This window comes from Leptospiraceae bacterium (genome assembly GCA_024233835.1).
Classification (GTDB): domain Bacteria; phylum Spirochaetota; class Leptospiria; order Leptospirales; family Leptospiraceae; genus JACKPC01.
Genome location: JACKPC010000004.1, coordinates 78,872 through 104,783, shown reverse-complemented (window position 1 = coordinate 104,783; position 25,912 = coordinate 78,872). Strand labels below are relative to the sequence as shown.

General features: G+C 37.9%; 29 protein-coding genes and 1 pseudogene. 8 read left to right on the top strand and 22 right to left on the bottom strand.

What is annotated here, in order from left to right:
- Positions 1-23: 23 nt before the first annotated feature.
- The 6 genes and pseudogenes from H7A25_18320 to H7A25_18295 form a co-directional block, all read right to left on the bottom strand.
- Positions 24-554, bottom strand: a pseudogene (locus H7A25_18320) (hypothetical protein).
- Positions 500-646 carry a hypothetical protein gene (locus H7A25_18315; protein MCP5501863.1) on the bottom strand — a complete coding sequence of 49 codons (147 nt, stop codon included), beginning with the start codon at positions 644-646 and terminating at the stop codon, positions 500-502. Before H7A25_18315 ends, H7A25_18320 begins: the two are co-directional and overlap by 55 nt.
- A gap of 221 nt (positions 647-867) precedes the next feature.
- Positions 868-1,356, bottom strand: coding sequence for a hypothetical protein (locus tag H7A25_18310; protein ID MCP5501862.1), 489 nt, complete (start codon positions 1,354-1,356; stop codon positions 868-870).
- Between the two features lie 12 nt (positions 1,357-1,368).
- Positions 1,369-1,755 carry a diacylglycerol kinase family protein gene (locus tag H7A25_18305; GenBank protein ID MCP5501861.1) on the bottom strand — a complete coding sequence of 129 codons (387 nt, stop codon included), beginning with the start codon at positions 1,753-1,755 and terminating at the stop codon, positions 1,369-1,371.
- A 13-nt stretch (positions 1,756-1,768) separates the two neighbouring features.
- A complete protein-coding gene (locus tag H7A25_18300) occupies positions 1,769-2,416 on the bottom strand; it encodes a RibD family protein (GenBank protein MCP5501860.1) in 648 nt (215 codons plus the stop codon).
- A complete protein-coding gene (locus tag H7A25_18295) occupies positions 2,406-2,594 on the bottom strand; it encodes a (2Fe-2S)-binding protein (protein MCP5501859.1) in 189 nt (62 codons plus the stop codon). The genes H7A25_18300 and H7A25_18295 overlap by 11 nt, the downstream gene beginning before the upstream one ends.
- Positions 2,595-2,771: 177 nt before the next feature.
- Between H7A25_18295 and H7A25_18290 the strand changes: the two genes are divergently transcribed.
- Complete coding sequence (locus H7A25_18290; protein ID MCP5501858.1) at positions 2,772-4,118, top strand: MFS transporter; 1,347 nt, start codon at positions 2,772-2,774, stop codon at positions 4,116-4,118.
- The gene (locus H7A25_18285; protein ID MCP5501857.1) at positions 4,115-4,333 is read left to right on the top strand and encodes a hypothetical protein; all 219 of its coding nucleotides are present in this window, start codon (positions 4,115-4,117) and stop codon (positions 4,331-4,333) included. The genes H7A25_18290 and H7A25_18285 overlap by 4 nt, the downstream gene beginning before the upstream one ends.
- On the opposite strand, the gene bioD is transcribed toward H7A25_18285, so the two are convergent.
- The 4 genes from bioD to H7A25_18265 are packed head-to-tail and all read right to left on the bottom strand — an operon-like array spanning position 4,304 to position 7,809.
- The gene (bioD, locus tag H7A25_18280) at positions 4,304-4,999 is read right to left on the bottom strand and encodes a dethiobiotin synthase (GenBank protein MCP5501856.1); all 696 of its coding nucleotides are present in this window, start codon (positions 4,997-4,999) and stop codon (positions 4,304-4,306) included. The two genes, H7A25_18285 and bioD, sit on opposite strands and share 30 nt — an antisense overlap.
- Before the next feature lie 32 nt (positions 5,000-5,031).
- Positions 5,032-5,739 (bottom strand): EcsC family protein, encoded by a 708-nt coding sequence (locus H7A25_18275; GenBank protein MCP5501855.1) that lies wholly within the window; start codon positions 5,737-5,739, stop codon positions 5,032-5,034.
- 2 nt (positions 5,740-5,741) lie between these two features.
- Positions 5,742-6,812, bottom strand: coding sequence for a hypothetical protein (locus H7A25_18270; protein ID MCP5501854.1), 1,071 nt, complete (start codon positions 6,810-6,812; stop codon positions 5,742-5,744).
- A 7-nt stretch (positions 6,813-6,819) separates the two neighbouring features.
- Positions 6,820-7,809, bottom strand: coding sequence for a hypothetical protein (locus H7A25_18265; GenBank protein ID MCP5501853.1), 990 nt, complete (start codon positions 7,807-7,809; stop codon positions 6,820-6,822).
- 73 nt (positions 7,810-7,882) lie between these two features.
- Between H7A25_18265 and H7A25_18260 the strand changes: the two genes are divergently transcribed.
- Together H7A25_18260 and H7A25_18255 are read left to right on the top strand one after the other, a co-directional pair.
- Positions 7,883-8,563, top strand: coding sequence for an ABC transporter ATP-binding protein (locus H7A25_18260; protein ID MCP5501852.1), 681 nt, complete (start codon positions 7,883-7,885; stop codon positions 8,561-8,563).
- On the top strand, positions 8,535-9,320 hold the full coding sequence (locus tag H7A25_18255) for a hypothetical protein (protein MCP5501851.1): 786 nt from the start codon (positions 8,535-8,537) through the stop codon (positions 9,318-9,320). The genes H7A25_18260 and H7A25_18255 overlap by 29 nt, the downstream gene beginning before the upstream one ends.
- A 67-nt stretch (positions 9,321-9,387) precedes the next feature.
- Here the strand turns inward: H7A25_18255 and groL are convergent, their stop codons facing one another.
- The gene (gene groL, locus H7A25_18250) at positions 9,388-11,037 is read right to left on the bottom strand and encodes a chaperonin GroEL (GenBank protein MCP5501850.1); all 1,650 of its coding nucleotides are present in this window, start codon (positions 11,035-11,037) and stop codon (positions 9,388-9,390) included.
- 18 nt (positions 11,038-11,055) lie between these two features.
- Positions 11,056-11,340: a co-chaperone GroES gene (locus tag H7A25_18245; protein MCP5501849.1), complete on the bottom strand. Its 285-nt coding sequence runs from the start codon at positions 11,338-11,340 to the stop codon at positions 11,056-11,058.
- A 179-nt stretch (positions 11,341-11,519) separates the two neighbouring features.
- On the opposite strand from H7A25_18245, the gene H7A25_18240 reads away from it, so the two are divergent.
- Together H7A25_18240 and H7A25_18235 are read left to right on the top strand one after the other, a co-directional pair.
- On the top strand, positions 11,520-11,765 hold the full coding sequence (locus H7A25_18240; GenBank protein MCP5501848.1) for a hypothetical protein: 246 nt from the start codon (positions 11,520-11,522) through the stop codon (positions 11,763-11,765).
- Between the two features lie 43 nt (positions 11,766-11,808).
- A complete protein-coding gene (locus H7A25_18235; GenBank protein ID MCP5501847.1) occupies positions 11,809-12,201 on the top strand; it encodes a TerB family tellurite resistance protein in 393 nt (130 codons plus the stop codon).
- A 3-nt stretch (positions 12,202-12,204) separates the two neighbouring features.
- On the opposite strand, the gene H7A25_18230 is transcribed toward H7A25_18235, so the two are convergent.
- From H7A25_18230 to H7A25_18220, 3 genes are all read right to left on the bottom strand, one after another.
- Complete coding sequence (locus tag H7A25_18230; protein ID MCP5501846.1) at positions 12,205-14,289, bottom strand: adenylate/guanylate cyclase domain-containing protein; 2,085 nt, start codon at positions 14,287-14,289, stop codon at positions 12,205-12,207.
- Between the two features lie 78 nt (positions 14,290-14,367).
- Positions 14,368-14,937 (bottom strand): hypothetical protein, encoded by a 570-nt coding sequence (locus tag H7A25_18225; GenBank protein ID MCP5501845.1) that lies wholly within the window; start codon positions 14,935-14,937, stop codon positions 14,368-14,370.
- A 64-nt stretch (positions 14,938-15,001) separates the two neighbouring features.
- On the bottom strand, positions 15,002-15,859 hold the full coding sequence (locus tag H7A25_18220; protein ID MCP5501844.1) for a class I SAM-dependent methyltransferase: 858 nt from the start codon (positions 15,857-15,859) through the stop codon (positions 15,002-15,004).
- Between the two features lie 111 nt (positions 15,860-15,970).
- Between H7A25_18220 and H7A25_18215 the strand changes: the two genes are divergently transcribed.
- Positions 15,971-17,029 carry a transporter substrate-binding domain-containing protein gene (locus tag H7A25_18215; GenBank protein MCP5501843.1) on the top strand — a complete coding sequence of 353 codons (1,059 nt, stop codon included), beginning with the start codon at positions 15,971-15,973 and terminating at the stop codon, positions 17,027-17,029.
- A gap of 16 nt (positions 17,030-17,045) precedes the next feature.
- On the opposite strand, the gene H7A25_18210 is transcribed toward H7A25_18215, so the two are convergent.
- Genes H7A25_18210 through H7A25_18200 form a run of 3 tightly spaced genes read right to left on the bottom strand, consistent with a single transcriptional unit; the run spans position 17,046 to position 18,770 of the window.
- Positions 17,046-17,276 carry a hypothetical protein gene (locus tag H7A25_18210; protein ID MCP5501842.1) on the bottom strand — a complete coding sequence of 77 codons (231 nt, stop codon included), beginning with the start codon at positions 17,274-17,276 and terminating at the stop codon, positions 17,046-17,048.
- A gap of 3 nt (positions 17,277-17,279) precedes the next feature.
- Positions 17,280-18,407 (bottom strand): hypothetical protein, encoded by a 1,128-nt coding sequence (locus H7A25_18205; GenBank protein ID MCP5501841.1) that lies wholly within the window; start codon positions 18,405-18,407, stop codon positions 17,280-17,282.
- A gap of 27 nt (positions 18,408-18,434) precedes the next feature.
- On the bottom strand, positions 18,435-18,770 hold the full coding sequence (locus H7A25_18200) for an STAS domain-containing protein (GenBank protein ID MCP5501840.1): 336 nt from the start codon (positions 18,768-18,770) through the stop codon (positions 18,435-18,437).
- Between the two features lie 245 nt (positions 18,771-19,015).
- Between H7A25_18200 and H7A25_18195 the strand changes: the two genes are divergently transcribed.
- Positions 19,016-19,966: a site-specific integrase gene (locus H7A25_18195; protein ID MCP5501839.1), complete on the top strand. Its 951-nt coding sequence runs from the start codon at positions 19,016-19,018 to the stop codon at positions 19,964-19,966.
- 19 nt (positions 19,967-19,985) lie between these two features.
- On the opposite strand, the gene H7A25_18190 is transcribed toward H7A25_18195, so the two are convergent.
- The 4 genes from H7A25_18190 to nifJ are packed head-to-tail and all read right to left on the bottom strand — an operon-like array spanning position 19,986 to position 25,903.
- On the bottom strand, positions 19,986-20,600 hold the full coding sequence (locus H7A25_18190; GenBank protein MCP5501838.1) for a DUF3332 family protein: 615 nt from the start codon (positions 20,598-20,600) through the stop codon (positions 19,986-19,988).
- A gap of 56 nt (positions 20,601-20,656) precedes the next feature.
- A complete protein-coding gene (locus tag H7A25_18185; protein ID MCP5501837.1) occupies positions 20,657-21,280 on the bottom strand; it encodes a hypothetical protein in 624 nt (207 codons plus the stop codon).
- Between the two features lie 42 nt (positions 21,281-21,322).
- Positions 21,323-22,321 (bottom strand): dihydroorotate dehydrogenase-like protein, encoded by a 999-nt coding sequence (locus H7A25_18180; GenBank protein MCP5501836.1) that lies wholly within the window; start codon positions 22,319-22,321, stop codon positions 21,323-21,325.
- A 6-nt stretch (positions 22,322-22,327) separates the two neighbouring features.
- Positions 22,328-25,903, bottom strand: a complete 3,576-nt coding sequence (gene nifJ / locus H7A25_18175) for a pyruvate:ferredoxin (flavodoxin) oxidoreductase (GenBank protein ID MCP5501835.1) — start codon at positions 25,901-25,903, stop codon at positions 22,328-22,330.
- Between the last annotated feature and the right edge of the window lie 9 nt (positions 25,904-25,912).

Here is a 25,912-nt window from a genome sequence, read left to right as displayed (position 1 = left end):
TGTCCTATTATCTATCTCTTTTCTTATCTCCAACCATCGTTGGTGAGTTCGCTGTGGTTTTCATAAAGACCGGCAGAACCCACAGAAGGAGCTCTTGTATGTCCGGTAAATTGCTTGTAGGTTTTGTTTGAACCAAAAGGCCATACACCCTCATATTGAGTCAGAGAACTCTGACAGACACTTAAACCACCGGCAGTATTGTATCCACATGAAGAGTGGTAAGCTACTGCATAGTCGTCTTCTCCCGGAAGGATAGCGGAAGCACCGGCCATTCCTTTATAACCCGGAACATGAGAAACAGTTACACCGGCAGTATCATTATGGTCAAAGGAAGAACGAGCTGTATTTACAATCAAAGCTTTATCCATTGCATTACCGGCATAGCCAAATGTTGCACCGTTTAAAGCACTGGCGAGTTCTGAACCACCGGAAGCAGCAGCAAGAGCGGTAACTCCGGAAATTTTGTAACCTTTGCTCGCAGCACTACCACCTAATTTATCTAACCAGTATTCGGTTGCGTAGCAGCCGGCACTGTGACAGATGATTTTCCATGTACGAAGACATAAATGGTTCCGGCAGAGAGTGAACCTGCAAAAAATAATCCAAAAGCAAGAAGGCTTAGAAGTTTCAATTTGAGAGTTTTCATTTTCTTTTCTCCGATTTAAATTTTTTAAATTTTTCTACAGGTTCTAAACTTCCCTGTTGATGATTTTAGCTTAGCATATCTTAAATTAGTATTCAATAAATTAGGGATGATTGGTAAAGCCTCTGGGACGAAAGGAAGAAAATGTGAATTTCTTGTTAAGGTTCGTTTTTTATACGACGGGTCTTTTATCGGTATTTCCCTTCATCAAAATCTACAGTCCCCTACTGGAACTTTCTAAAAATATGGTTTTCTTTTAGAAATTCGATTACGGCAAAAACCTTATCTTCCAGGTAATCTGTCCAGAAGGTAGAGATTCCGAGTAAAAGTCCGAAGATTATGCAAAGATAAAGTACATACGTTACCGGTAGTAGATCCAGAAAGTTTTTTAACAGAAAACTATTTTCACCGATTCTGTCTATATCCAAATAATCATCTTCTATCATGGCAAAAGCAATTCCGGCTATAGGCATGGCAATCGTTACACAGGTACTGATAACACAGCTAATATATTTAGGTATTGATTTTTCTTTTACGAATATGTAGGCTATAGAAGTAAGCACTGCAATCACAAGCATATATTGGGAGATATAGAGAATTGCACAAATCGTTATATAGATAACAAAACTTACCGGGATAGAAAGAATCCCGTACATCATTATGTTACTAAAAGTATCACTTATTTTTTCTGATAAACTTTTTTTTGCAGGCATTTATTTCGATTACTAAATGGCTCGAAACATGGTGAGTGATTTGGGAATAAAAACAAGAAAACCAATTATCAGGGCTGAAATGGCAGCACATAAAACAGCAGCAGCCGCGAGGTCTTTTATTTTTTTTATGGTATCATGTTTTTCCGGTGATATGAAGTCTGCCACATTTTCAATAGCAGAATTAATAATTTCCAGAACAAAAACAAAACCAATGGCAAAAACTATCGCTATCCATTCCATTGTAGAAATTTTGAAGATAAACCCGGCGAAGACTGCAAGTGTAGCAGCAAATAAATGAATTCTGGAATTGTGTTCTTCTTTCAATAAAATCTTTAGTCCATTGAATGCATATTTAAAACTCTCGATTCTTTTTCGGAAAGAAAATTTTGCCTGTTTCATATATTATTAATTCTCATTTTTTTCTATAACTTAGAAAGATTTCATCACCAACGTGGCGAACAGTTTTTAAAGTCCAGCTATTTTTGTCGAAGTCGAGGAAGGCCATATTTCCATCTACAATAGAAGGAAGGGAGTTTTGGCCGATTAGATAAGGAATAAGGGTGATATTTATCTGAGTAACCAGATTTTCTTTGAAAAAAGCATAATTTAATTTGGGTCCTCCCTCTAATAAAATCTTTTTATAGCCGAGCTTACTGAGAGCTTCTATAACTTTAGTGGGGGAGAGTTCATTTCCCTTTATACAAATAATGTCTGCAAGGGAGGATAGTTCTTCTTTTAGTTCCTTTTCATTGCCCGAAAGACAAAAAATAAGAGGTTTTTCTTCTGCAAATTGAAAAATCTTTTTTTCCTTAGAGAGAATTCCTTTTCGAATCAGAAGAACCGGTCTCGGGCTTTTGCAATTTTTTAGATAACGAATATGAACATTGGGATCATCATTTTGTATAGAATTTTTTCCGAGAATCAGTACCTCAACTTCTGAACGGTATATATCCATTTGAATTCTGTCTTCTTTTGACGAGAGCCCATACCATTTTCCATCCGGTCGAGCTACTTTTCCATCGAGGCTCATCGCCATATTAATCATTAACTCAGGCTTCATTCTTTTTTGTTAGTTCTCGGTTTATTATTGCTCGAATGGAAGAGGAGCAGGAGCCGCAGGCTGTTGCGGCACCGGTGCGAAAAGAAAGCTCCCGTAAATCTTTTACACCACTTTCTACAGCAGCAATAATATCTTTTTCACTAACCGCTTTGCAAACGCAGACATTGCGAACCCTCATAAAGGAGTAAAGTTCTAAAAGATCGATTTCGGTTTCTTCTTTCACTGATTTCTCCATTCAATAGAAAAACTAATTTACATTCTATACTGTATTAATAAGATATTATGGATCTTTTCCTTCTCCAATCTTAGCACAGGATGGATAGAGAAAAAGACATTTATTATAAAGAGACCGAATTTGATGGAAAAAAAAAGAGCTCCTCTCAGGGAAATTTTTGGCTGGTGTATGTTTGACTTTGCGAACTCATCCTATACAACCGTTATTATCAGTGTTAGTTACTGTATCATTTTTAGTGAAATTATTGTTCCTTCCGGGGATGACCCCAAAAACCCCCATAGTTATGGAAATTTTCTCTGGGCAGTTGCCCTGGCAATTTCCTATGTACTCGTAATGCTTACTGGTCCGGTTTTTGGTGCCATTACTGATTTTTCTGCCAAGAAGAAGCTTTTTTTATTTCTAAGTTATATCTTCTGCGTGATTTCTACCTCCTTACTCTGGTTGGCCGAGAAGCCCGGAGAAATCTGGTTACCTTTCGTATTGATTATTGTTTCTAACTTTATGTTTGCTTCCAGCGAAAACTTTGCTTCCTCCTTTTTACCTTCTCTCGGCCCCAAAGAAGAATTAGGAAAAATTTCGGGCTACGCCTGGGGAATTGGTTATTTCGGTGGAATTTTAAGTCTTCTTTTCGTAATGAAATTTAGCGGAGAAATTAAACCGGAGAACTATCAGAATCTTCGTCTCGTCGGACCTTTAACTGCATTTTTTTTCATGCTTTCGGGTATTCCGACCTTTCTACTCCTGAAAGAGCACCCGGTAGCCGTAAAACCGGATGCAAATATTTCTTTCATTCGAGCCGGTTTTCATCGTATTCGAGATACCCTTTATTCGATTAAGGATTTTCGGGATATGATGATATATCTTATTTCTCTTTTCTTTGCAATGGCAGCACTGGGGGTTGTCATAAGCTTTGCTTTCATCTATGGTTCCCAGGAAATAAAAATAGGGGAATTCCATAAGCAGGTTATGTTTATCCTTATCCAGGTAACAGCAGCTTTAGGTGCTTTTCTCTTCGGCATTTTGCAGGATAAGTTGGGAGCCAAGCGAACCTTTAACCTTACCCTTATCCTCTGGATTTTGGGTCTACTCTGCATCTATTGGATTCAGGCTCTGACGAATTTACTTCATTCTATGGGACTAAAGGTGGACGTACAATGGGTTTTTGTGAGTCTAACAGCACTTTCCGGTATGGGACTCGGTGCTACCCAGTCTGCCAGTCGGGCTATTGTAGGGCTTCTTTCTCCCGAATCTAAGTCCGGAGAGTTTTTTGGACTCTGGGGACTCTCTGGAAAGTTAGCTGTAGCCTTCGGCCTCTTTATTGTGGCTTATTTGCAAACAATTATTGATTTACGAAATTCTTTTCTGGTCGTGGCTTTATTTTTCTTCATTTCATTCGTCCTAACCTTCTGGATAGATGAAAAAAGAGGTTTAGAAGTTGCCCGCAACTACAAGGAGTTGGATGTATGATGCTATCAGAGGAAGAGGCAGAGCTGTATCAAAATCAGAGGCGTTTGGCTATGGCAACTATCGACGATCTAACGGAACTAAAAATACTTCTAATAGAGGCGGACATGCATGTGCCCGCTTTTGTAAATAATGCGATTTCCTATTTGAAGAAGAAGTATCTCGTTCAGGATTCGACGATAGGAGAATTACTGAGAAAAACCTTGCCCATTCGATAGATAGTTTTTTAGAACTTCTATAAGTTTTTTATCTTTATCGAACTCATTTTCCGCAAAAGTGTAGAGACTTTGCGGAGAGAAATCTTCCGGCAGGCAGGCAGAACCTAAGAAGGGAACCGAAGAAAAGGTTTCGATTACTTCTGCATTATCTTCCATGAGAGGGGAATATTTTCCGGAAAAGAAAAATCCAATTACGGGAATATTTCTCTTTCGCAAGGTTTCGATAGATAAAAGGCTATGGTTAATCGTTCCCAGTCCAGGATCTGCAAGTAGAATCAGGGGTTCTTTTATTTCTTCTATAATATCTAAAAACAAGCAGGAGCGGTTCAGGGGAACCATCAGACCACCTGCCATTTCTACCAGGACATTGGATTTTTTATGAATCTCGCAGGCGGAAAGAATGGTTTCTTTAGAAATAAATTTTCCTTCTAATTCTGCGGAAAGGTGAGGTGAGGCAGGTTTTTGCAAAGTATACAGTTCTTTGATAAAATATAAGTCGGGAAGAGAAGATAGGTTTCGAATGGTTTCCAGATCCTTTTCTTCTTCACCGGCCTGCACCGGCTTCCAATAAAAAAGGGAATATTCTCTGGCGTATTTAATCATGACGAGGGTACTAAAAATTGTTTTTCCTACGTCCGTTCCTGTGCCCGCAATCCAGATAGCCATAATTCTCAAGCCTCAAGAGAAAAAATAAATCGTCAAGGCTTTTCTGGAACAATGGGTATTGGAAGTTCCTCCGGGTTCTCTTCCTCCAGATTTTTTAAAATGAAAACTCGTTTAGCAACTTCTCCCACGCCTTTTGTGGAAAAACCATCGATGCCGCCTGCTACCAGTCCGCCGGCAATAGGAATTAAGCGGGAAAGATTAATCAGCCCTTTTTCTCCGAACTTTGTCAGAAGTCGGAATCCAACTTTCTGATTGATAGCCTGGATAAAAGAGGAGGAAACACGCTTAATTCCTTCTGTCGCCAATTTCTTACTTACATTAATTCCCAATTCTCTAACTAAATCTTTGGCTGAATTTCCTAAGAGGCAGAGAAACACAAAGCTTTTTACCCTGTTTTTAGAGGGATCCTCTCCTCCCATAATTGCAATAGCCGCAACCATTTGCATCTGGATGAAAAGGGTGGAAAGAAGACTGGAGGGAATGGCAAGTGGCAGGCTGGCTATTCCACCCATTCCGGTTAAAAAACCAATACCACCGGATTTCATGGATTGCCAGAGAATAAGGCTATCTACCTGATCTTCAAGACTTCCTTCTTTTGCCAGATATTGTTTGGCTAAAGTATCAGCTCCATCCAGACCTCCGGCGCCTTCAACAGCCTTTTCATAAAGGAAATCAAGAGCTTTTCGAAAGGCACCTTCTTCTTCCGGGAGAACAAGTATCTCTTCCTTTTTCTCTTCCATGATTACAAATTAATACTCTGCTCGATAAATTTAAAATTCTGAAGTAGATAGGTATTAAAAAAGAGAATCGAAAGTAAAAAGAGTATAAAGAGAATCACTACAATTGTACTCATGGCTATTAGCAGGCTATTCCGAACCAGTCTGTACTGTAGAAAGGAAAAACTGACAAGAAGATTACTAAAAAAAGAGGCTTCATTTTCTTTTCCGATTTTATAGTAATTTCGGATATAAAAAAGAGAAAGGAAGATAACCAAAAGAGCCAGAGAAAACCCAAATTGAACCGAATAAAGTTTTTGCAGGGTGAAAAGAGGGATATAAACCAGATTTCCGAGTAGGAAGCCCACCAGGATGATAATAATAAAGTGGAACATCATCCGGATTCCGGAGGAAATGACACTGAAAAAAGCCACCGAGCGCCCGGGGAGCTGAACATTGCTGGTTTCATCTTCTGAATTGGATGAATTATAGAGTTTTAGATACTTTGACTCCCGGTTTTTCAGCTTTTTCGTCAGATAAAAAATAGAAAAAATAGCCAGCCCTAAAAACAGAAAGTTGATAAAAAACAAACCCATACCAATGGTCTTGCTTCCAAAACGCATCACCAGAAGAGAGGTTCCAAGGTTTTTCAGGCTTAAAGGAATGGAAATTAAATGTACACTATTTCCTAAAAAAACGGCAAACCAGGCGGAATGGAGAATGGCAGCAATGGAAGATAGAGCAATGAGAACTAAAAAGGCATTGGTAAATGAATAAATTTTCAGAGCCAGAAGTACCCGACTCATCCGGTCGAGGGTATTACTCAATTTTCCATCAGTTGGGATATCCGGAGAATTTAATTTTTCATATAAATTGGAAAGGAAAAAAATTCTGGGAATTAAACCGGATTTGATATTAAAGCGGTCACAACGCTGAATTTTTTTGGCCTGTTCTCCATTTAGAAGGCCCTCTTCAATCCCGATGATATTTTCCTCAACGCAGAATCCGAGGGAGAGAAACAGGTTTTGCATTCCATATAACACTAAAAAAAAAGGAATGATGAGGCTTAGGAATAGTAATTTTGGTTTTTGATTCATGATTTTTTTATAGCACAAAAAAGGATACGACTATCCATAAAAGAACAATGATGATTCCAATAATTGCATAGACCATTAAATTTTTAGAATCTCCTTCATAGGCCTGCAATCTTTCTGTTTCCTGTTTATCATCGTCCTTGATAATACTTGCGAGGGTTTCCTGTCCTGCCATTTTAACTTTTACAGTTGGTTCCTCTTCCGTAAACGTAGCATAAATGTCTTCGGTTATTTTAACTGTAAATTCGTGGACTTCTCCCTTTTCGATACGGACAATTGAACCCGGAATTTCTTTAATGTCCCCCGTGTCTTCATCCCTTAAAAGAAGAAGTTTAATGATTCTTTCGGAAACCTCGTCGTCTTTAGAGATTCGAACCATTAACCTGTCTTTCAGTTTCAATTCATCAATTCGTTTTCCGGTGACAGGTGAAAGAATAAAACGAAACTTTCCAACCATAGCTTCGATAGGAATCGGGCCTTCTTCTAAAATCTCAGTATTTTCTTTCGCAGGTTTGGCTGTTTCCTTTTTTGCTTTATTTTCTTCTCCGATGCGAACATTTTCTGTACTAATTTCCGTATCCTCTTTCGAAACAAGGTGAACATGGGTCTTGATAGTAGGATGTGCATGGCTTCCGGTAGCTCTAATAATATTTTGTTTGAAAAGCTCCTTGAGTCTCTCGTGTTCTTCATGTTCGAGGTAATGCATTAATTCTATCATGTAATTATCTGAAGAGAAAGATTCACGTAAGGAATCAATGAGCATAGAAGTTGCACTTCGGGAAATTTCCCCTTCGAACTTTTGCTTCTGGATTCGGTTCAGGATATCCTTATAGGTGGCATATTCCGGAGCCTCCATGTGTTCTGGACTCATGGCAACAGCAGCATCATAGCTATCTACTGTTGAAGTAGTTTTATTAACCAGAATACAGAGTAGAACGTATGCTTTGAGGTCAATATCATGAGAGTATAGGTTTATAAAATAGAAGTTCCGTTCTGACATATATTTTTTTCTTCCGGGGAAATGTTTTTTTGACAATCTATCATCTCTTAGAATCCTGACAACAGATTTATATATGAGTATCGTTAATATACAAAATTTACATAAATCCTATTATACTCAGGAGAAGGGGATACAGATTTTATCCGATTTGAACATGCAGGTGGGAGAATCCGAGATAGTATCTGTGGAGGGAGCCTCCGGTGTTGGTAAATCTACCCTTTTAAATATTCTCGGAGCAATGGATAGTTATGATGAGGGAAAGGTTGAAGTTTGCTCGGAGGACCTTTCCAGGCTCTCTGAAAAGCAAAAAGAGAAGTTTCGAGCTGAAAAGATTGCATTTATTTTCCAGAGGCATCTTCTTTTACCCGATTTTACGGCTCTCGAAAATGTTATGATTCCTCTGCTGATAAACAAGGTTTCAAGGTCAAAAGCGAAACAGGAAGCAGCAGAGATGCTGGGAAGAGTAGGTCTGGGAGATAGGATGGAAAGCTTTCCTTCCCAATTATCGGGAGGAGAAAGTGCGAGAGTAGGCGTTGCCCGAGCTCTGGTGGGGCGTAAGCAGTTGGTTTTGGCCGACGAACCTACCGGGAATCTTGATAAAGAGACCTCAAAGAATCTGATGAACCTGATTTTGTCCTTACAAAAAGAGTTTTCTTTTTCCATGGTGATTGTTACCCACGATATGGAGGTTGCCGGCATGGCCGGTCGTCGCAATAAAATCATCAATGGAAAACTATTTCCTATCGAGTCTTAAGCCAAAATGTCCGTTCTGCGGACTTTCTCGAAAAAAGTTTTCTCGGTATGGAAAATTGGGTTGCAAATACTGTCTGGAATCCTTTGAAGACATTATTCAAAAGTTTTATGAAAAGCTCTATTTCTTTCCGTTTCAAGTAGGAGGGGCCGAGAAGGAAGAATTACTACCTTTTTACGAAAACGCTGAAAAAAAGGGCCTATTTGCTGTTATTTCTGAACTAAGGCAAAAGGGAATCTCTATCCGTCTCAGGATAGCGAGAAATATTTCTAATTTCCCTTATCCAATTCACCGCTCTGTTTCTAAGTTGAGAATTATCTCCTTTCTAAAAGAAAAAAAAATTACTCAAAGTTTGCCTGAGGAGTATTCTCTGTATTATCTGGATGAGGATCATGTGCGCCTCAGTACAATGATAGGTTCAGAAAAGGATCTCCAGAATTGGGAAATAAATACCTCTGCATTAAATCATCCGGAACTATTCGAGTTTAGTAGCTTTGGAGGCTATATTAATTCCTGTCCGAGCAATTGCGGAAAGGGCACCAAGATTTCTGTCAGACTTAAACTTCCTGCTCTCATTCAAAGACCCTTGCTTTTCAAAAAGTTAGTACCCCTGTCTCATACTTTATTAGCTGAGGGAGAAGTTATTATGGATAGAAATAGTGTGCTCACTCTGTATTATAAAAATCCTTCTAATGCGGAAATAAGGCAATTTCTTTTTTATGCTTATGCACTGAGGGAATTCAACGAAAGTTTGGAATAAAAAAAGGGCCTGTCTAAACTTTTTAGACAAGCCCCTGGTAGATGAGAAGAATTTGTAATCAGAAAGATTACATCATTCCACCCATGCCTCCCATTCCGCCCATGCCACCCATTCCGGCAGCAGCACCTGCACCGGCGCCTTCTTTTTCCGGCATGTCGGTGATAGTTACTTCGGTAGTTAAAATCATAGAACCAATAGAAGCAGCGTTTTGAAGAGCACTTCTTACAACTTTAGCAGGGTCAACCACACCGGCTTTGATGAGGTCTTCCCAAACCATAGTCAGAGCGTTAAAACCTTCGTTTCCACTTCTTTTCTTAGCTTCTTCTACTACTACAGAACCTTCAAGTCCTGCGTTGTTAGTAATGTGTCTGATAGGAGATTCTAAAGCTTTCAGAATGATTCTGGCTCCGGTTTCTTCATCGCCAACAAGTTTCAGACCTTCAACAGCTTTTTGAGCTCTTAAAAGGGTTAAGCCCCCACCGGCAACGATACCTTCTTCTACAGCTGAACGAGTTGCAGAAAGAGCATCTTCTACACGAGCTTTTTTCTCTTTCATTTCTACTTCAGTTGCAGCACCTACGTTAATTACAGCCACACCACCAGCTAACTTAGCTAACCTTTCCTGTAATTTTTCTCTATCGTAGTCAGAAGTAGTTTCTTCGATCTGCTTTTTAATTTGAGCAATTCTTGCTTTGATGTCAGCATCTTTGCCTTTGCCTTCGATAATAGTTGTATTTTCTTTGTCTACAACTACTTTATTAGCACGACCTAAAGCTGCAACAGTAGTATTTTCTAATTTAAGACCGAGGTCTTCGGAGATCACCTGGCCACCTGTAAGAACGGCGATGTCTTCGAGCATAGCTTTTCTTCTGTCACCAAAGCCCGGAGCCTTAACAGCCACACAGCTGATGGTTTTACGAAGAGTGTTTACAACGATAGTTGCAAGAGCTTCACCTTCAATTTCTTCAGCAATAATAAGAAGAGGTTTACCACTTTGAGCCACTTTTTCCAGAACCGGAAGAAGGTCTTTCATAGAAGAAATTTTCTTGTCGTGGATCAGGATAAAGGGATCATTTATAGTGGCAATCATGCTTTCTGGGTCAGTTGCCATATAAGGAGAAACATAACCTCTGTCAAATTGCATACCTTCTACTACATCCAGTGTAGTTTCGATCGATTTAGCTTCTTCAACAGTGATAACTCCGTCTTTACCTACTTTGTCCATTGCATCAGCAATCAGGTTTCCGATTTCCGGGTCATTGTTAGCAGAAATAGTAGCTACGTTAGCTATATCTTTCTTGCTATCAATTTTCACTGCCTGGTTTTTAATAAACTCAACCGCTTTTTCAACAGCTTTATCAATCCCGTGCTTTAATTCCATAGGATTTGCACCGGAAGTTACGTTTTTAAGGCCTTCATTAATGATAGACTGAGCTAAAATAGTAGCAGTTGTAGTACCATCACCGGCTGTATCATTGGTTTTGGTAGATACTTCTTTTACCATTTGTGCTCCCATATTTTCCAGAGCATCTTCTAATTCGATTTCTTTTGCAACAGTAACACCGTCTTTGGTAATAGTCGGAGCACCAAATTTTTTATCAATTACTACGTTTCTTCCCTTAGGACCGAGTGTAACTTTTACTGCATTCGCCAGTTTGTTTACACCGGCAAGGAGCTTTCTTCTTGCGTCTTCGTTGTATTCTATACTTTTAGGCATATATGTATTCTCCTTTTCTTATTTTACTATAGCTAAAATGTCGCTTTCTCTTACGATTAAATACTCTTTTCCACCCTGTTTGATTTCGGTGCCGGAGTATTTTCCATAAAGAACAGAATCCCCAACTTTTACTTCGAGAGGGACAAGTTTTCCGTCTTCGTATCTTCCGGAACCAACCTCAACTACCTTTCCTTCCTGAGGTTTTTCTTTTGCTGTATCAGGAACGTAAAGGCTTCCAATCTTTTCTGCGGACTCAGTTTTTGGTTCAATCAGAACTCTGTCACCAAGTGGTTTAATAGCCATCTAAAATTCTCCTTAGAGTATTATTTTGGCACTCATATTCAGAGAGTGCTAATTTTAAATACAATATAAATGAAGTGATTTTTCCTGTCAAGCACTTTAAGCTTGAGAGTGCTAATTTTTTATTTTTTTAAAAGATTTTTTTAATTTCTTTTTTTGATTTATGCTGTATGCTTATATTCATGAAACTCCTTGTTTACTATCTCTTGTTTCTCATTCTATTGGTTTCTTGCACGATCCCTAATTATACAGGAGAATGCCTGGATCGTTGTGGTTTTCGCTACCTGGTCTGTGCTTCGAGTTTCATTATTGATCCTGAGCTGAATCAGAGCAGGGCTCTCTTAGGCTGGGTTATTTGTGAGGATTATTCCCAATCTTGCCGCCTGAATTGTTATAGAAATTCTTCCAGCAATAGTTCAAGCAGGTAAAATTCTACTTTCCTAAATAAGCTTTATTTTAAAACTTTGCTTTATGAAACTTTTCAGTAAATTCAAAGCATTTTTTGATAGGGCCTCTGTTCGTTTTTGGAAAGAAGATGAAAAAAGGGCTCTCTTAAAGCTGGTTCATGAAGTTTATAATGCGGACAGCAATTTCTCAGATATTGAAAAAGAAGAATTCAGAAAGCAATTGGAAGATTTTAGTCTTGAACCCAATTCGGTAATATTCTTTAACTTTGAAAATGCAGTTAACCTTTTAAAAGAAGATGATGATAAGAAGAAAGTTACGATGGAATGGTTAATTGAAGCCGTATTCTGCGATGGAGATTATACAGGGAATGAAGAAGAATTCGTTAAAAGGGTGCTGAAAGCTTTTGAACTTCCTGATGAATTTCTTGAAAAAAATATAAAGAAATACAAGTCTTAAATCCTATATTTCCGACCAATTTTTAATCCCAAGTTTCTCCTGGCATTTTTTCAGATATACTTTTGTTAAATCGCAACCGGGAGAGATTTGGAAAGCTTTCATGAATTCCTGTATAGCAATTTTATAGTCTTTTTTAAAATAAGCTTCAATACCCTTATTAAAGTATTCTTTTCCCGCTTCCTTTAACTCGATTAAATAAGGAGATATGCCGTTATATATTTCGTAAACTAATATAGCTTCTTTTCCTTCCTGAACCAATCGATCTACAAGCCTGTGTTTATAAAGGTTATGATTTGGTATCTGAGAAAAAGCTGTTTGGCTTATCAAGGTATGGGAATTATACAGCTTTGCCAGGGTTTGTAATTCAATAGTAAAATTTAAAGCTTCACTAATAAGTGTTCCTTCAATACGCTTTTCATATCCGAGTAAACCGAGCATAAACGAACCATAATGTATTCCAATACCTACTTGAATCGGCTCATATCCACTTTTCATTCGATAATGGTTATAGATTCTGATTTCTGTTTGTATATCAATAGCAGCCAAAAGAGCGTTTTCTGCCGAAGAAAAGAAGGCAATCAAATCATCTCCGATAAATGTATCGACAAAACCATTATAATTATAGATGTAAGGACTTATTCTACCGAGGTAGGAGTTTATAAATTTAAAATTTTCTTCAATAGACATTGTCTTTGATAATTTTTTAAAGGAACGAATATCTACTATTAAGATGTTCATTTCTTTTTCAGCTTTTTCGCCAAGTTGTAAACTTGAGATCTTATTTTTTGGGAAAAAAGCAAAAATTCGTTCCGGAATAAACTTGCTATATGCCTGACTTAAGTTTTGAAAGTCCAAGCTTGAGTTCTCACTTGCATTAAAAGCCATAGAAAGCCTGAAAGATAAAAAATACGTCTGGCTGTAGATAAATGCAATAAGTCCGTAATTGGCATAAGTGCCTGTTTGGAGAATACCGTGGCTATTTAAAATATCGTTAATAATGCTTAAGCTGAAAAGTAATGAATACAGGAAAAAAGTTCGGATACCTTTTTCTTTTTTCTTTAAAGCTATAATCATGAGGTAATAAGTATAGAGAATGATAATAATTGTATAAATATGCATAAATACTAATAATTCACTAAAAAAACTTACAGAAGTAAACAGGGTAATGAATACAATTATATATCCAATACTATAGAGTAGTCTTCTAAATATTTGTAATAGTAAAAATTCTATTCTAAATAAGCCCTGTAGATAATGAATAAAAATTAGAAGTGATAGGTAGAAACTCAAGTAGCTGATCTTTTGAATAATGTTCCATGAAAGAGATGGAATTAGAATTTGTATAAATTGTTCTCCATTAAATAAAAGACGAAATCCTACTATCATTGAAAATAAAGCAAAATAAAGAGGGAAAGTTTCCTTTCTACGGATAAAGAATAATATAGAGTGGTATAAACCCATTATAAATAAACTTCCGAATAAAAATATATCAAGAGAGATTTTTTTTATATGATGCAGATGGGCTTCATCTGATTTTGCAAGAATTATCGGGGAAATGATACCACCTTCCCTATAATGAAAGTTCGATACATGAAGTAGTATTTCAATTTTTCTTTCAGAAGGACTAAAGTCTATTATCCGGGGAAGGGTGTGCGGAATACTATCACGGGGAAGACTTCCCACTTTTCCAACTTCAGTTATTAGCTTAGAATTAATATATAATCGATACGAAGTTTGGATAGCCGGGACAATTAGAGATAATGGGGTATTATATAATCTTTCAGGTATGAGGAGTGTTAAACGATAGGATGCAAAACCAAATTTTTCTATCTCTCTGCTTTTGTCTATTGAACTCCAGGTCCGAATCTCCTTCAGGATAATAGTTTCCGGAGGTACAAAAGTCGGAGGTATAAATTGTCCCCAGTAAAATTCCCAATTTTTATTCAGGGTAATGCTTGTTTGTATTGATGGTTCCCAGGTATCGAGGGAAAGAATTCCATTCTGTATTTGCAAAGTCTCACTAAAGAGCGAAGGAGATAAGAATATTAGATAAAAGCTTAAGAAAAGCAAAGAAAACAAAGTTTTCATTTTTATAAGTAATATTCAAACTCAGAAGAATACGTCAAGAAAATTTGAAAGGCAGAATTTAATATATTCAGGTAAATCTTATTTGAGTAGGATTTCTGGAGGAGGGAGCCAACCTATATAGCCCTGCCAGGAAACAAGGTGCCAGTTTCTTACCTCATCAATTTCTACAATATAAGCTTTTTTTGTATCAATTAATTCCATAGTATGAAAGGGAGGAATGCTTACGATTTCTCTCGAAGAGAGATCGGGAGCTTCTAAAAGAAAGGAAGGAATGGCATTGGTGATCTGTAAAGAATTTGAATTCAGCTCATGAGTCTGCTTTTTTTGAGAAAAGAGACTGGTCTCGGATGGGATTATGGTTTTAAATAAAATAAGTGAAAAAATACCCAGAAAAGTTAAAATGAGTAGACCGGCGATTATCTTATGAGAATCCAAAAACTGGGTTAGCTTCTGGATACCAACGGCTGTTTCCTCATTGATAAAATCGAGTAGCTTCTTTTCTTTTCTCCGAACTTTAGAATCAGGAATTGTATAGTCAGTGAAATTAATTACACTGATATCCGGTGAATGACCGGAAGTGTCGGCAAATTCGCTATTTTTCTCGCCGAAATAAAAACTGACTACTTCATATTTCCTGGTCGTATTCATAGATACTTCCAGTTAATAATTTATTTTCAGGATATGTCAATATTTTTTTGATAAAAATTCTAATTTATTCCTGTAATCTCTTTGTTTTGGCCTCCGCGATAGCTGCAAAGCCTTTTCTCAGGTTTAACTGCTTGCAAACCGGCATTTCAAGGGGACTGAACATCCTGAACTCAGAAAACCCACTAAATTTTAAATCTCTTTCTAAGCCGGATGAAGAAGGGTAGTGAAAATAAACTTTTCCTTGTACAAAAGCTTCAAGACAAAATTGAAAAATATTCAAAAAGGTCCTATCTTTTTCCGATTCCGGTGAAAAAAAGTAATCACTCAGATAAACTCCTTCTGAAAAGTGATTTAAAAACTTATAAATATTTTCAAAAACATTTATTAGAATTTCATGATTTAAGTAGTGCAGGAGTCCTTCGGTGATTAAAAGGGTTTTCTTATTTTTATCAAGCTGCTCTATAAGTTCACTCAGACTATCTTTTCCCTGTGAATTTGTTATATCTACTCTATAAAATTTATGATTGGGTAGTGACAATCTGGCTTTATGGAAGATCAGGCTTTTTTTGGCACTCATTGTGGGGAGATCTGTTTCAATGAATTCGACTCCGGAATGCCGGTTTGCCATTATAAAAGGTCTCGGTGAAAGTCCGGCAGCTACTTCTATTATTTGAGTAAAACCCTCTGAAATATATTTTTCAAGCAGGGAATCTAAAGCACAGTGGCGGCTGATGAGATAGCTTTCTACAGACATTCCGTCGGATAACAGGGCAGCCGCTTTATCGAATGGAGAGATCAATTTATATAAAAATTCACCTTCAAAGGTTTTGAGAACAGGGTGTGAAAATCCATTTTCATACCAGACAAAGCCGGTATAAAAGGCTGTAGGAGAAATAGGATTATCTGTAAAAAATAAGTTCATACGGGCTACTATAAGATTGTTACTTTAAATGAAAAACTATTTTTAAAGTTTTATTCAGAGATATTTACATTTTTTCTTGCAAGGATAATGCTACATAGGATCTATGAGGTTATGAAAACGAAACTCTTTCAAGCGATCTTTTTGATTCTTTTATCATTTTTGACCACTTCCTTATACGCCGAGGAAATAAAAGTTGGAATAAGTGGTTCTGAACCTTTTCGAATTATGGATAAGAATGAAGTTAGCGGTATAAGTTTTGATATCTGGAAAAATGTAGCTTCAAAGGCTAATCTTCAATACAAAGTCACAGTATTTGATTCAGTAGGAGAACTACTTGCAGCTGTCAAAGAAAATAAAGTTGATGTGGGAGTTGGCTCCATAAGTATTACCGCAGATAGATCGGAAGTCCTGGCTTTCACCCAGCCTTATTACATCAGTGGTAAGGGAATTCTGACACGGGAGAGTAGTGCTTCCGTTTGGGATTTTATAAAGCCTTTTTTTCAGGAGACTTTCTTTTACGGAATTGCTTCTTTACTGCTTGTTTTGTTTATTGTTGGGAATTTCGTCTGGTTAGCTGAAAGGCACCATAACCAGTCAGTTTCTGAAAGTTATCTTACCGGCGTTGGAAGCTGTATGTGGTTTGCTATTGTTACTTTTACTACGGTAGGTTATGGAGATATTACTCCCAAGACTAAAACCGGAAGAGTAGTTACCGGTATATGGATGATTGTTGCCTTACTGACTGCCTCTTCTTTAACAGCCGGAATTGCATCAAGCTTTACCTTATTTGAGTTAAAACATGCTTTAATTGATTCTCCTTCTTCCTTGAAGGGAAGGAAAGTCGCTGCTATAAAAAGTACGACAGGTGCTGAATTTGCTAAAAGATACGGGGCTATTTTAACAGAAGTAAAAACTCTAAAGGATGGAGTGAAACTTTTAAAGGAAACCGAGGTTGATGCAGTTATTTCGGATTATCCTATCATTAAATATTATTTGTCGAAAAATGAAGAGAAGGGATTTCGAGCGATTGAAGTTTTTGAAGAAAGGGAACACTATGGTTTTTGTACCAATCCTAAAAATCCTTTAATCAGAACCGTTAACCGGTATATTTTGGAAACCATAGAAGAAGGTACAATAAAAAATATCTTGAAAAAGTGGAAAGTAGAGTAACTTTCCACATCTTGTTTTAGGAAGTTCTTTGCTTTATTGTTTCTTCCTTGGGTTGCATGGCTATGGCTTTCTTTTGAGAGCTTTTAAAATTCAGGGTGGCCTGTTCTTTGGCTACCCGGATTGCTTTATCTGCCTCTGATTCAATATCCTCGAATTCAAAAGGAATGTTTCCAAACATACTGAAAGCTGCTTTTTTAAAAAAAGCTCTTCTTTCTGCATTCATAAAAGGTTCACCCTGTCTTGCCATATTTTACTCCTTATTTAAAACATAACCGCTCAGGCGGGAAATTTTTACCGAAACAAAATGTCGGGTAAGAATGGTACTATCGAGAGAGTTTCTGGCTTTAAAATCTATCAGGTTTATCATGGAACGGCCAACCTCAATCATTTCATCCTTCGACATCATGTTGATAGAAGAGATCATTTTACTCATATAGTTTTCAGTTATAAAAGAATCAAAATCATTGTAAAAGTTTTCTAATATATTATTCTTTGTATTTCGTAAATTTACTTTATCGTATTCTTCAAGAGATTCTACCGTATTAACAATATGATCTGTATAAGCTGTCATCAATCGTTCTATGTAATTTCGAATATAAATCCGAAATGTCATATCAATTTCCTGGGATAATTCCAGGATATTATTTAGTTTAAACTGGTAAATGTTTCCATCATGAAAGGCATCACAGGAACGGGATATCGTATTTCGATAAATTAGCATATTATCAATTACACTATCTACTTCATAGGCAACAATCGTAGGGTGCAGGTCGCTGTGGCCAAAACCGGCTATAATAATTCCGGAAGATTTATTATCTGATGAACCTCTGGAATAAATATACCTTCCAATGTTAAATAGCATTCCTTTAAAATACTGTCCGAGATCGTATTCCGTAAACACATGCTCAATTGCATCATTCAACATCTGAACATATTTGCTTTCTCCTTCTTCCTCTCTTTTATACACATCGAAAAGGTTAATTTTATCTTTCTTCTTTAGTTTTTCATATGTGTATTCAATGAGTTTCTGGAGGACTTCTACTTTCCCCTGGGCCTTAGCTTTTAAGTTAATTATAAATTTTGAATATTTCTCATAAAAGTAGGCATCCTGTGAATCTTCAGAAAACAGGTGTACGTTTTCCTGTAAAAACTCGATGAAATGATTGGCGTAGTCTTCCACCTTCGGGAAAAATTCATCTTTAAGACTATCTTTATACATGTATATCAGAGATTCCCAGTGAATTCCCATCAAATAAGGATTCCCATATACCATAATTCCTACAGGGTCAATTTCTGATAATTGACGATTTATAATTGTTTTGCTGTTAGAAACCAGCGTCACTGCATTTTTATTTATAATAGCTATTTCTACTGACATAATATTCTGCCATATTCTTTTTGTTATTTAGGATGTTCTTTGAAGTGCCTCTTCAATGCTCGGAAAGAAATTTGATACATCAATTCTTAACAGTTTTTTTAGAAGAACTTCAACTTTTTCATTTACTTTTACAAAACTTAATTTGGCTCCTTCTTTTTTCAATGTATGATATTCTGTTAGAAGCATACCCAGACCGAAAGAATCAATCTTAATTACTTTTTCCATTTCAATAATGATATGCTTATATTTCTCTTTGAGAATTTCATCCAGGGCTTTTTTCAGGTTGAGGCCGCCATAAAATTCAATATTCTCGTGCAGAATTAACACGCAAGTTTCACCTTTATCAATTTTTTCAAATTGCATTTTGACTTTATTTTTCTCTTTTCCTTAGTTCAGAAAACTCCGTAGTTTCGTTTGTTTCTATTAATTCTTTTTTTACGTATAGAGCCTGAAAGGCAAGCTTTTTCAGGCTTTTTTACTATTTTTCTTGTTTGTTAACTCTCCATGAAAAATAAGGATTAGAAATAATAAGCCCTCATTTTTTTCAGAAGTAAGCGAGTAAGCGTTCTCCTGGGTGTAAAAAAATATTTCCGGCTTATGAGGAAGAATTGTCAAGAGAACTGAATAAAACCCAAATACAGAAGTCCTTACAGATGATCGAGGAAAACACCTATGATTCCTGTATACGACAATTTAATAAATACCTTGAAGATTATCGACTCGAACTCTCGGTTCCGAACCTTTTCCGTTTTTTTGGAGACCTTCAAGAATGGTTTTCCATTTCTACCGTCCATGTATATAAGAATGCAATTAAAAAATCCATAGAAAAAACTTTTTTAGGAAATCCTCATTATTTCGAATTTAAGGCAGCACTTGAACAGGTGTTTAAGGAAGTGAAAACCGGTAGGAGAGATAGTAAAATTTATGAAAAGGATCTTATCTCCGAAGAAGAAATCGAGCAGCTTTTAGAGGGAGGAGTATATGAAGATTTCAGGTGTAAACCTGCGAGCACCGGTCGTTTCAAAGAAATAAAAGCAGATGATAAATTAAAACTGATTATCCGTTTTTTAGCTTCAACGGGAATGAGGATACATGAACTGATATTGTTAGAAATAAAACGCTGCCAGGTGGAAGAAAAGTTTGTTCGAATCGATTTTACCGGGAAGGGTAAAAAAGAAAGAAGAAACTATATTCCAAAGAATCTTTATGAAGCTGCTATTGATACATTTCAAGGAAGAACTTATGTTTTTCAGGATGAAGGCTTTATGCCAGTAGAAGAGGGACTTTCCTACTCAAAAAGAAAAGAATTGTATGTGGAACGATACAGGAAAAATGTGTTATATCGTTTGCGGAACCTTTCCAAAAAACTTTTAGGGAAAGAAGTTACTCCTCATGACTTTCGACATTTCTTTGCAACAAAGTGGTTGAAAGAAGGGAAATCACTAAAAGCTATAGCGAATTGGTTAGGCCACTCCACAACCGCTATTACTGCCGATATGTATATTCATGATGAACTGAGACCTGAAGAGTTATTTGGCTTCGAAAGTGAAGCGAAATAGCTCCACTTTCAAATTTTGTTTATAGGGAATATCCGGAATAGGTTGTTTTTAGATCATTTAGACTGTTGGTTTCAACGAGTTTTTCTGATTTCAGTTTTCCACCTACCACCATCTGGATAAGGGTCTTATCTCCGAGTTCATGGGATTCCGTATTCACTTCTTGGAGTTCCCCATTCACTTCTTTAAATATTTTATCTGTTTGATTTTTGAAGAAAACTAATGTTTCCGAATTTCCTGATTTTACAAAAGTTAAATCTAACCTTTGGCCGTAGTTTGAATATACAAATTGAAACTTCTCACCGTTTTGCTCGAATGTTTTAGCATATCGTCCGTTTTCATCGTATTCATTTAGACCGAGTGGATTACTATCTGTCCAAAATTCGATTAAGTTGAAGACAATAAAATCAACAAGACCGGAAATTCCATACACAAATCCAGCAATTCCAAAGAGATAGAAGGGTAAAGATTGAATCACCCTATCTATTTTCTTACTACCACCTAATTTTATATTGTCATGGATTTCGTATACCTTTCTAACCAGAGCAAACTTACCGAAGCAGTTTGCTGTACTTAAACTAATAAAGCCAAAAAGGCTTAGCATAATAATTATCTTTCTAAAAACTCTATTTTTCAAACTAGCACTCCTTATGCATAATTTCAGATGTACTTTCCTTTTGTGGCAAGTATTTTCTACCGTTTTCCGATAAAAAATGTTAAAACCAGAAGTGCAACATAAGCAAAGGATAAAGCCTCCGGGAAAAAAGTTTTAGACTGCATATCCCAGTAGGCTGCTAAAAAAATCCCGGCAAGACTGAAAATGGAAATTAATAAAAGAATTCGAAAGCGTAAAAACAGGAGAATAAAGAAAGTAAAAAAGATTAGATTTAAAAAGAAAGGGTAGTATTTTTCAGGAATAAAGGAAATACCAATATTCTCCTGCATATTTGCAGCGGAAGAACTCAGGAGCTTTTTTAGAATATTCGCTTTTCCTAAATAAAAATGATCTATATAAAAAAATATTGATAGAATGCTAAATAAAATTACCGGTAAATACCTCCAGAACCCCAGAACCAGACTCATTTTTATGGTTAAATAAGCGGATTTATTATAGGGGTCGTTCTTTGAAACTTCTTCAAACTCTTTTAGAAGTTCAAATTGTTGTCTTTTTTGCCTCGATTCATAGACAAGAAACTCCATTACATTTTCTTTCTTACTTAAAAACTTTTCAATTTGTAAATACTTTTCAGGGTATTTCTTTTTGAAATCATCAGGAGATTTTTTATATAACTGTATATCTGAAAAATCCGGTTTCATAAATTATCAAAAAAGCGAGACCGATTTGGCCTCGCTTTAATCTTAATGATGCAAATGCACGCTGTGTAATGCTTTCATATACTGAGCTCTTTCAAATTCGTAAGGAGTATGGTACTTCATCTGACTCATACTTCCCTGCATCTGTTTGATCGACTCATATTCATGTTCTTCCATCCAGTGAAGGATGCCTTCTTCTATTACTTTGGCTTGTTCTATTCCATCCCGAATCAAAACAGAACAAAGCATAGCTACATCCGCACCTGCCATCATCAACTTGATTACATCAGCAGATTTATGAATTCCACTGGTTCCGGCCAGATTGCACTTTATGTTGCCGTAAAGGAGAGCTATCCAGCGAAGAGGTAATCTTAATGCATGGGGTGTAGAAAGAAGAATGTGGGGTTTTATTTCCAGGTGTTCCAAATCTATATCCGGCTGATAAAAGCGGTTAAACAACACAAGAGCATCAGCTCCCATATCATCAAAGCGCTTTGCACAGTTGGAGAGGTTACTGAAATAGGGACTGAGCTTTAAAGCGACGGGTATATCTACCGCTTTTTTCACTCCCCAGAGAGTTTCTGCGTAATCCTCTTCAATTTCGCGACCGCTCATATTCATGTCCGTCGGAACGTCATAAAGATTTAACTCAATCGCGTCTGCACCGGCTTCCTGGATCAGTTTCGCAAAACCTGTCCAGCCTCCCGGTGTATTTCCGTTCAGACTTGCAATAATCGGAATCTTCACTGCTTCTTTAGCACGGCGAATGTGTTCGAGATAAGCTTCCGGGCCTACTTCGAAATCTTCCGGTTCCGGAAAATAAGTTAAAGCTTCTGCATAACTTTCCGTTCCATGAGTCAGGTGATGATGCAATTCATGACTTTCCTGATTTAGTTGCTCCTCGAAGAGAGAATACAATACAACAGCAGAAAGTCCTGCATCTTCCATTTTCTTAATATCATCTATCTCATAAGAAAGAGGAGATGCAGAGGCAACAAGGGGAGTCCTCAGTTTGAAACCAAGATAATTAGTAGAAAGATCTATCATCTCTTATTCCTCCTTTCCTTTTCCTGCTAAGAATTCATAAAACTTGAACCTGGTATCCACATCATCCTGAGCCTGCTTAAAGAGGTTTTTCGCCACATCGGGCTTACTCTTTGTCAACATTTTGAAACGGTTTTCCATTTCCAAATATTTCCAGACAGGAACACTCGGATGCTTCGAATCCAGACTTAAGGGGTTTTCACCACTTGCGTGTTTTTCCGGGTTATATCGGTACAGGATCCACTGACCTGTATCTACTGCCATTTTCTGATGTTTCATTCCCTGCGCCATATTGATACCGTGCGCAATGCAATGGCTGTAGGCTATAATCAGAGAAGGTCCGTCGTATGCTTCTGCTTCTAAGAAGGCTTTCAGGGTATGTTCGTCTCTTGCTCCCATGGCCACACTGGCTACATAGATATTTCCGTAACTCATAGCTATATGACCGAGGTCTTTTTTAGGAGCCGGTTTCCCTCCGGAGGCAAACTTGGCTACAGCCGCTCTCGGAGTAGCTTTGGACATCTGGCCTCCCGTGTTCGAATACACTTCTGTATCCAAAAGGAGTACATTCACATTTTTACCGCTGGCAAGAACGTGATCCAGACCACCGTATCCGATGTCATAACCCCAACCGTCTCCACCAAAGATCCAGACACTCTTGCGGATAAGCTTGTCTGCAAGTCCCTGTAAGGTTTTTACCCTGCCTGCAATTTCTTTCTTAGAACTGAGACTTTGTAGAACTTTACGTAGTTCTTCCACACGTTCTCTTTGTTCGTGAATATCGGCTTCTTCTTTTTGAGAGGCATTCACGAGAGAGTCAGCCAACTTTTCTCCGATATGTTCACGAAGTTCTTTGACCAGTTCTTCCGCTGCTTCTTTTTGTTTGTCGAGAGAGACTCTGAAACCAAAACCAAATTCAGCGTTATCTTCAAAAAGGGAGTTTGACCAGGCAGGCCCTTTACCATCTTTATTTACCGTGTAAGGAGTTGTAGGAAGGTTTCCTCCGTAAATGGATGAACAACCGGTTGCATTGGCAATCACCATTCGGTCACCAAATAGCTGTGTAGCTAATTTAATATAAGGAGTTTCTCCACAACCCGAACAAGCACCTGAAAACTCAAACAGAGGTTCCTGTAATTGTTCCTGGCGAATCGAATTAATCTTGATAAGTTTTCTATCTACCGGAGGAATAGTCCTGAAGAATTCCCAGTTCTCTGTTTGACCCTCAGGAAGCTCGGCTACAGGAGTCATGTTAATGGCTTTTAAGCGCACTTCTGATTTGTTCTTTGCCGGACAGATATCCACACAGATACCACAGCCGGTGCAATCATCAGCGGAAATTTGTAGTGTGAACTTATAATCTAATTCCTTAAATTCCGGTACTCTCGAATCCGTAGATACAAAAGTAGTAGGTGCTGTTTTGAGATGGGAGGGATCATACACATTCATCCGTATCACACCGTGAGGACAAACAAACGCACACTTACCGCACTGGATACAGACCTTATCATCCCAGACGGGAACTTCTTGAGCAATCTTACGTTTTTCCCACTGCGTTGTTCCTGTTGGATAAGTTCCATCTATCGGCATAGCACTTACAGGTAAATCATCTCCTTTCCCGGACATGATTGTTCCCAGAACACCTTTTACAAAAGCAGGAGCTTTATCGGGAAGATTGATTACAAGGGCTTCTACCTTATTCGAAACGGAGGAAGGATAGTCTACTTTTTCGAGGTGAGAAAGAGAGCTATCGACCGCTTCCAGATTTTTCTTGACAATCTCCGTTCCTTTTTTCCCATAACTTTTTTCGATGGACTTTTTAATTTCATCAATGGCTTCTTCACTGGGAAGGATTCCGGAAATCGAGAAAAAGCAGGTCTGCATTACCGTGTTTATCTGGTTTCTCATCCCGGCTTCTTTGGCAACTTTATAGGCATCGATTACGTAGAAATTAAGTTTTTTCTGAATAATATCTTCCTGAACTTTGCCCGGCAGAGTTTTCCAGATTTCATCTTTGTTGTAGGTTGTATTTAAAAGAAAGGTTCCACCTTCTACGATTCCTTCGAGCATATCCATTCTTTCCAGGAAAATACTCTGATGACAGGCAACAAAATTTGGCTCAGTAATCAGGTAAGTGGAACGAATCGGATTCTTGCCGAAACGCAGGTGAGATATGGTCATAGAACCGGATTTTTTCGAGTCATACACGAAATAGCCCTGGGCATAGTTCTCTGTATTTTCTCCGATAATCTTGATGGAGTTTTTATTGGCTCCAACGGTTCCATCCGCACCGAGTCCGTAAAACTTGCATCTGGCCACGCCCTGCCCTTCGATGGAAAAGGAGGGATCATAGTCGAGACTGGTATTACTTACATCATCCTTGATTCCTACGGTAAAATGATGTTTGGGGTTTTCGGAAGCAAGGTTGTCATAAATAGCTTTTACCATAGCCGGTGTAAATTCTTTAGAGGAAAGACCGTATCTTCCTCCAACAACTTTCGGAAAGCTTTTTACTTTTCCGGCTCCTATACCTTCGTAGAACGCATTAATTACATCGAGGTACAGAGGTTCTCCCGGCCCACCCGGTTCTTTGGTTCTATCCAGGACTGCTATTTTCTTTGTTGTTACAGGAAAAGCGGAAAGAAGAGCTGCATTGTCAAAAGGTCTGTAGAGTCTGACTTTCAAAACTCCTACTTTCTCGCCTTTTGCCAGAAGGTAGTCTACCGTCTCATGAACAGCTTCCGCACCGGAACCCATAAGAACGATTACTTTATCTGCATCTTTGGCGCCATGATATTCAAAAAGTTTGTAACTTCTTCCGGTCAGCTCAGCAAACCTATCCATAGCTTTCTGTACTACAGCCGGACAGGCTTCGTAGAATGGATTTACCGTTTCCCTTGCCTGAAAATATACATCCGGGTTTTGAGCAGTTCCTCTAAGAACCGGAGCTTCCGGATTTAGACCACGTTTCCGGTGGGCTATTACGAAATCTTCGTTGATCATGGCCCGTAAAACTTCATCTTCCAGAAGTTCTATTTTACTTACTTCATGGGAAGTCCGAAATCCATCAAAAAAATGTAAGAAGGGAAGTCTGGTTTCGAGACTGGCTGCATGGGCAATGAGAGCCATGTCGTGTGACATTTGCACTGATTCAGAAGCGAGCATAGCAAAGCCGGTAGCACGGGTTGCCATCACATCGCTGTGATCTCCGAAAATAGAAAGTCCCTGGGCGGCTAAAGAACGAGCCGCAACGTGAATCACCGCAGAAGTTAACTCTCCGGCAATCTTATACATATTCGGAATCATCAAAAGAAGCCCCTGGGAAGCGGTAAAGGTAGTTGTTAGTGCTCCGGTTTGAAGAGAACCGTGTAAAGCACCGGCAGCCCCTCCCTCACTTTGCATTTCCACCACAGAAGGAATTGTTCCCCAGAGATTGGGTTTACCTTCGGAAGCCCAGGCATCAGAAAACTCCCCCATCGGTGATGAGGGAGTAATCGGGTAGATGGCTATGACTTCATTTAGTTTATAGGCGACTTTTGCAACGGCTTCGTTTCCGTCTATAACGCAATAATTTTTTGCCATGCCTCCCCC

Coding starts and splice junctions, on each gene's coding strand:
- H7A25_18315 (MCP5501863.1), bottom strand. CDS start 646: ATGAAAACTCTCAAATTGAAACTTCTAAGCCTTCTTGCTTTTGGATTA.
- H7A25_18310 (MCP5501862.1), bottom strand. CDS start 1,356: ATGCCTGCAAAAAAAAGTTTATCAGAAAAAATAAGTGATACTTTTAGT.
- H7A25_18305 (MCP5501861.1), bottom strand. CDS start 1,755: ATGAAACAGGCAAAATTTTCTTTCCGAAAAAGAATCGAGAGTTTTAAA.
- H7A25_18300 (MCP5501860.1), bottom strand. CDS start 2,416: ATGAAGCCTGAGTTAATGATTAATATGGCGATGAGCCTCGATGGAAAA.
- H7A25_18295 (MCP5501859.1), bottom strand. CDS start 2,594: ATGAGGGTTCGCAATGTCTGCGTTTGCAAAGCGGTTAGTGAAAAAGAT.
- H7A25_18285 (MCP5501857.1), top strand. CDS start 4,115: ATGATGCTATCAGAGGAAGAGGCAGAGCTGTATCAAAATCAGAGGCGT.
- bioD (MCP5501856.1), bottom strand. CDS start 4,999: ATGGCTATCTGGATTGCGGGCACAGGAACGGACGTAGGAAAAACAATT.
- H7A25_18275 (MCP5501855.1), bottom strand. CDS start 5,739: ATGGAAGAGAAAAAGGAAGAGATACTTGTTCTCCCGGAAGAAGAAGGT.
- H7A25_18270 (MCP5501854.1), bottom strand. CDS start 6,812: ATGAATCAAAAACCAAAATTACTATTCCTAAGCCTCATCATTCCTTTT.
- H7A25_18265 (MCP5501853.1), bottom strand. CDS start 7,809: ATGTCAGAACGGAACTTCTATTTTATAAACCTATACTCTCATGATATT.
- H7A25_18260 (MCP5501852.1), top strand. CDS start 7,883: ATGAGTATCGTTAATATACAAAATTTACATAAATCCTATTATACTCAG.
- H7A25_18255 (MCP5501851.1), top strand. CDS start 8,535: ATGGAAAACTATTTCCTATCGAGTCTTAAGCCAAAATGTCCGTTCTGC.
- groL (MCP5501850.1), bottom strand. CDS start 11,037: ATGCCTAAAAGTATAGAATACAACGAAGACGCAAGAAGAAAGCTCCTT.
- H7A25_18245 (MCP5501849.1), bottom strand. CDS start 11,340: ATGGCTATTAAACCACTTGGTGACAGAGTTCTGATTGAACCAAAAACT.
- H7A25_18240 (MCP5501848.1), top strand. CDS start 11,520: ATGAAACTCCTTGTTTACTATCTCTTGTTTCTCATTCTATTGGTTTCT.
- H7A25_18235 (MCP5501847.1), top strand. CDS start 11,809: ATGAAACTTTTCAGTAAATTCAAAGCATTTTTTGATAGGGCCTCTGTT.
- H7A25_18230 (MCP5501846.1), bottom strand. CDS start 14,289: ATGAAAACTTTGTTTTCTTTGCTTTTCTTAAGCTTTTATCTAATATTC.
- H7A25_18225 (MCP5501845.1), bottom strand. CDS start 14,937: ATGAATACGACCAGGAAATATGAAGTAGTCAGTTTTTATTTCGGCGAG.
- H7A25_18220 (MCP5501844.1), bottom strand. CDS start 15,859: ATGAACTTATTTTTTACAGATAATCCTATTTCTCCTACAGCCTTTTAT.
- H7A25_18215 (MCP5501843.1), top strand. CDS start 15,971: ATGAAAACGAAACTCTTTCAAGCGATCTTTTTGATTCTTTTATCATTT.
- H7A25_18210 (MCP5501842.1), bottom strand. CDS start 17,276: ATGGCAAGACAGGGTGAACCTTTTATGAATGCAGAAAGAAGAGCTTTT.
- H7A25_18205 (MCP5501841.1), bottom strand. CDS start 18,407: ATGTCAGTAGAAATAGCTATTATAAATAAAAATGCAGTGACGCTGGTT.
- H7A25_18200 (MCP5501840.1), bottom strand. CDS start 18,770: ATGCAATTTGAAAAAATTGATAAAGGTGAAACTTGCGTGTTAATTCTG.
- H7A25_18185 (MCP5501837.1), bottom strand. CDS start 21,280: ATGAAACCGGATTTTTCAGATATACAGTTATATAAAAAATCTCCTGAT.
- nifJ (MCP5501835.1), bottom strand. CDS start 25,903: ATGGCAAAAAATTATTGCGTTATAGACGGAAACGAAGCCGTTGCAAAA.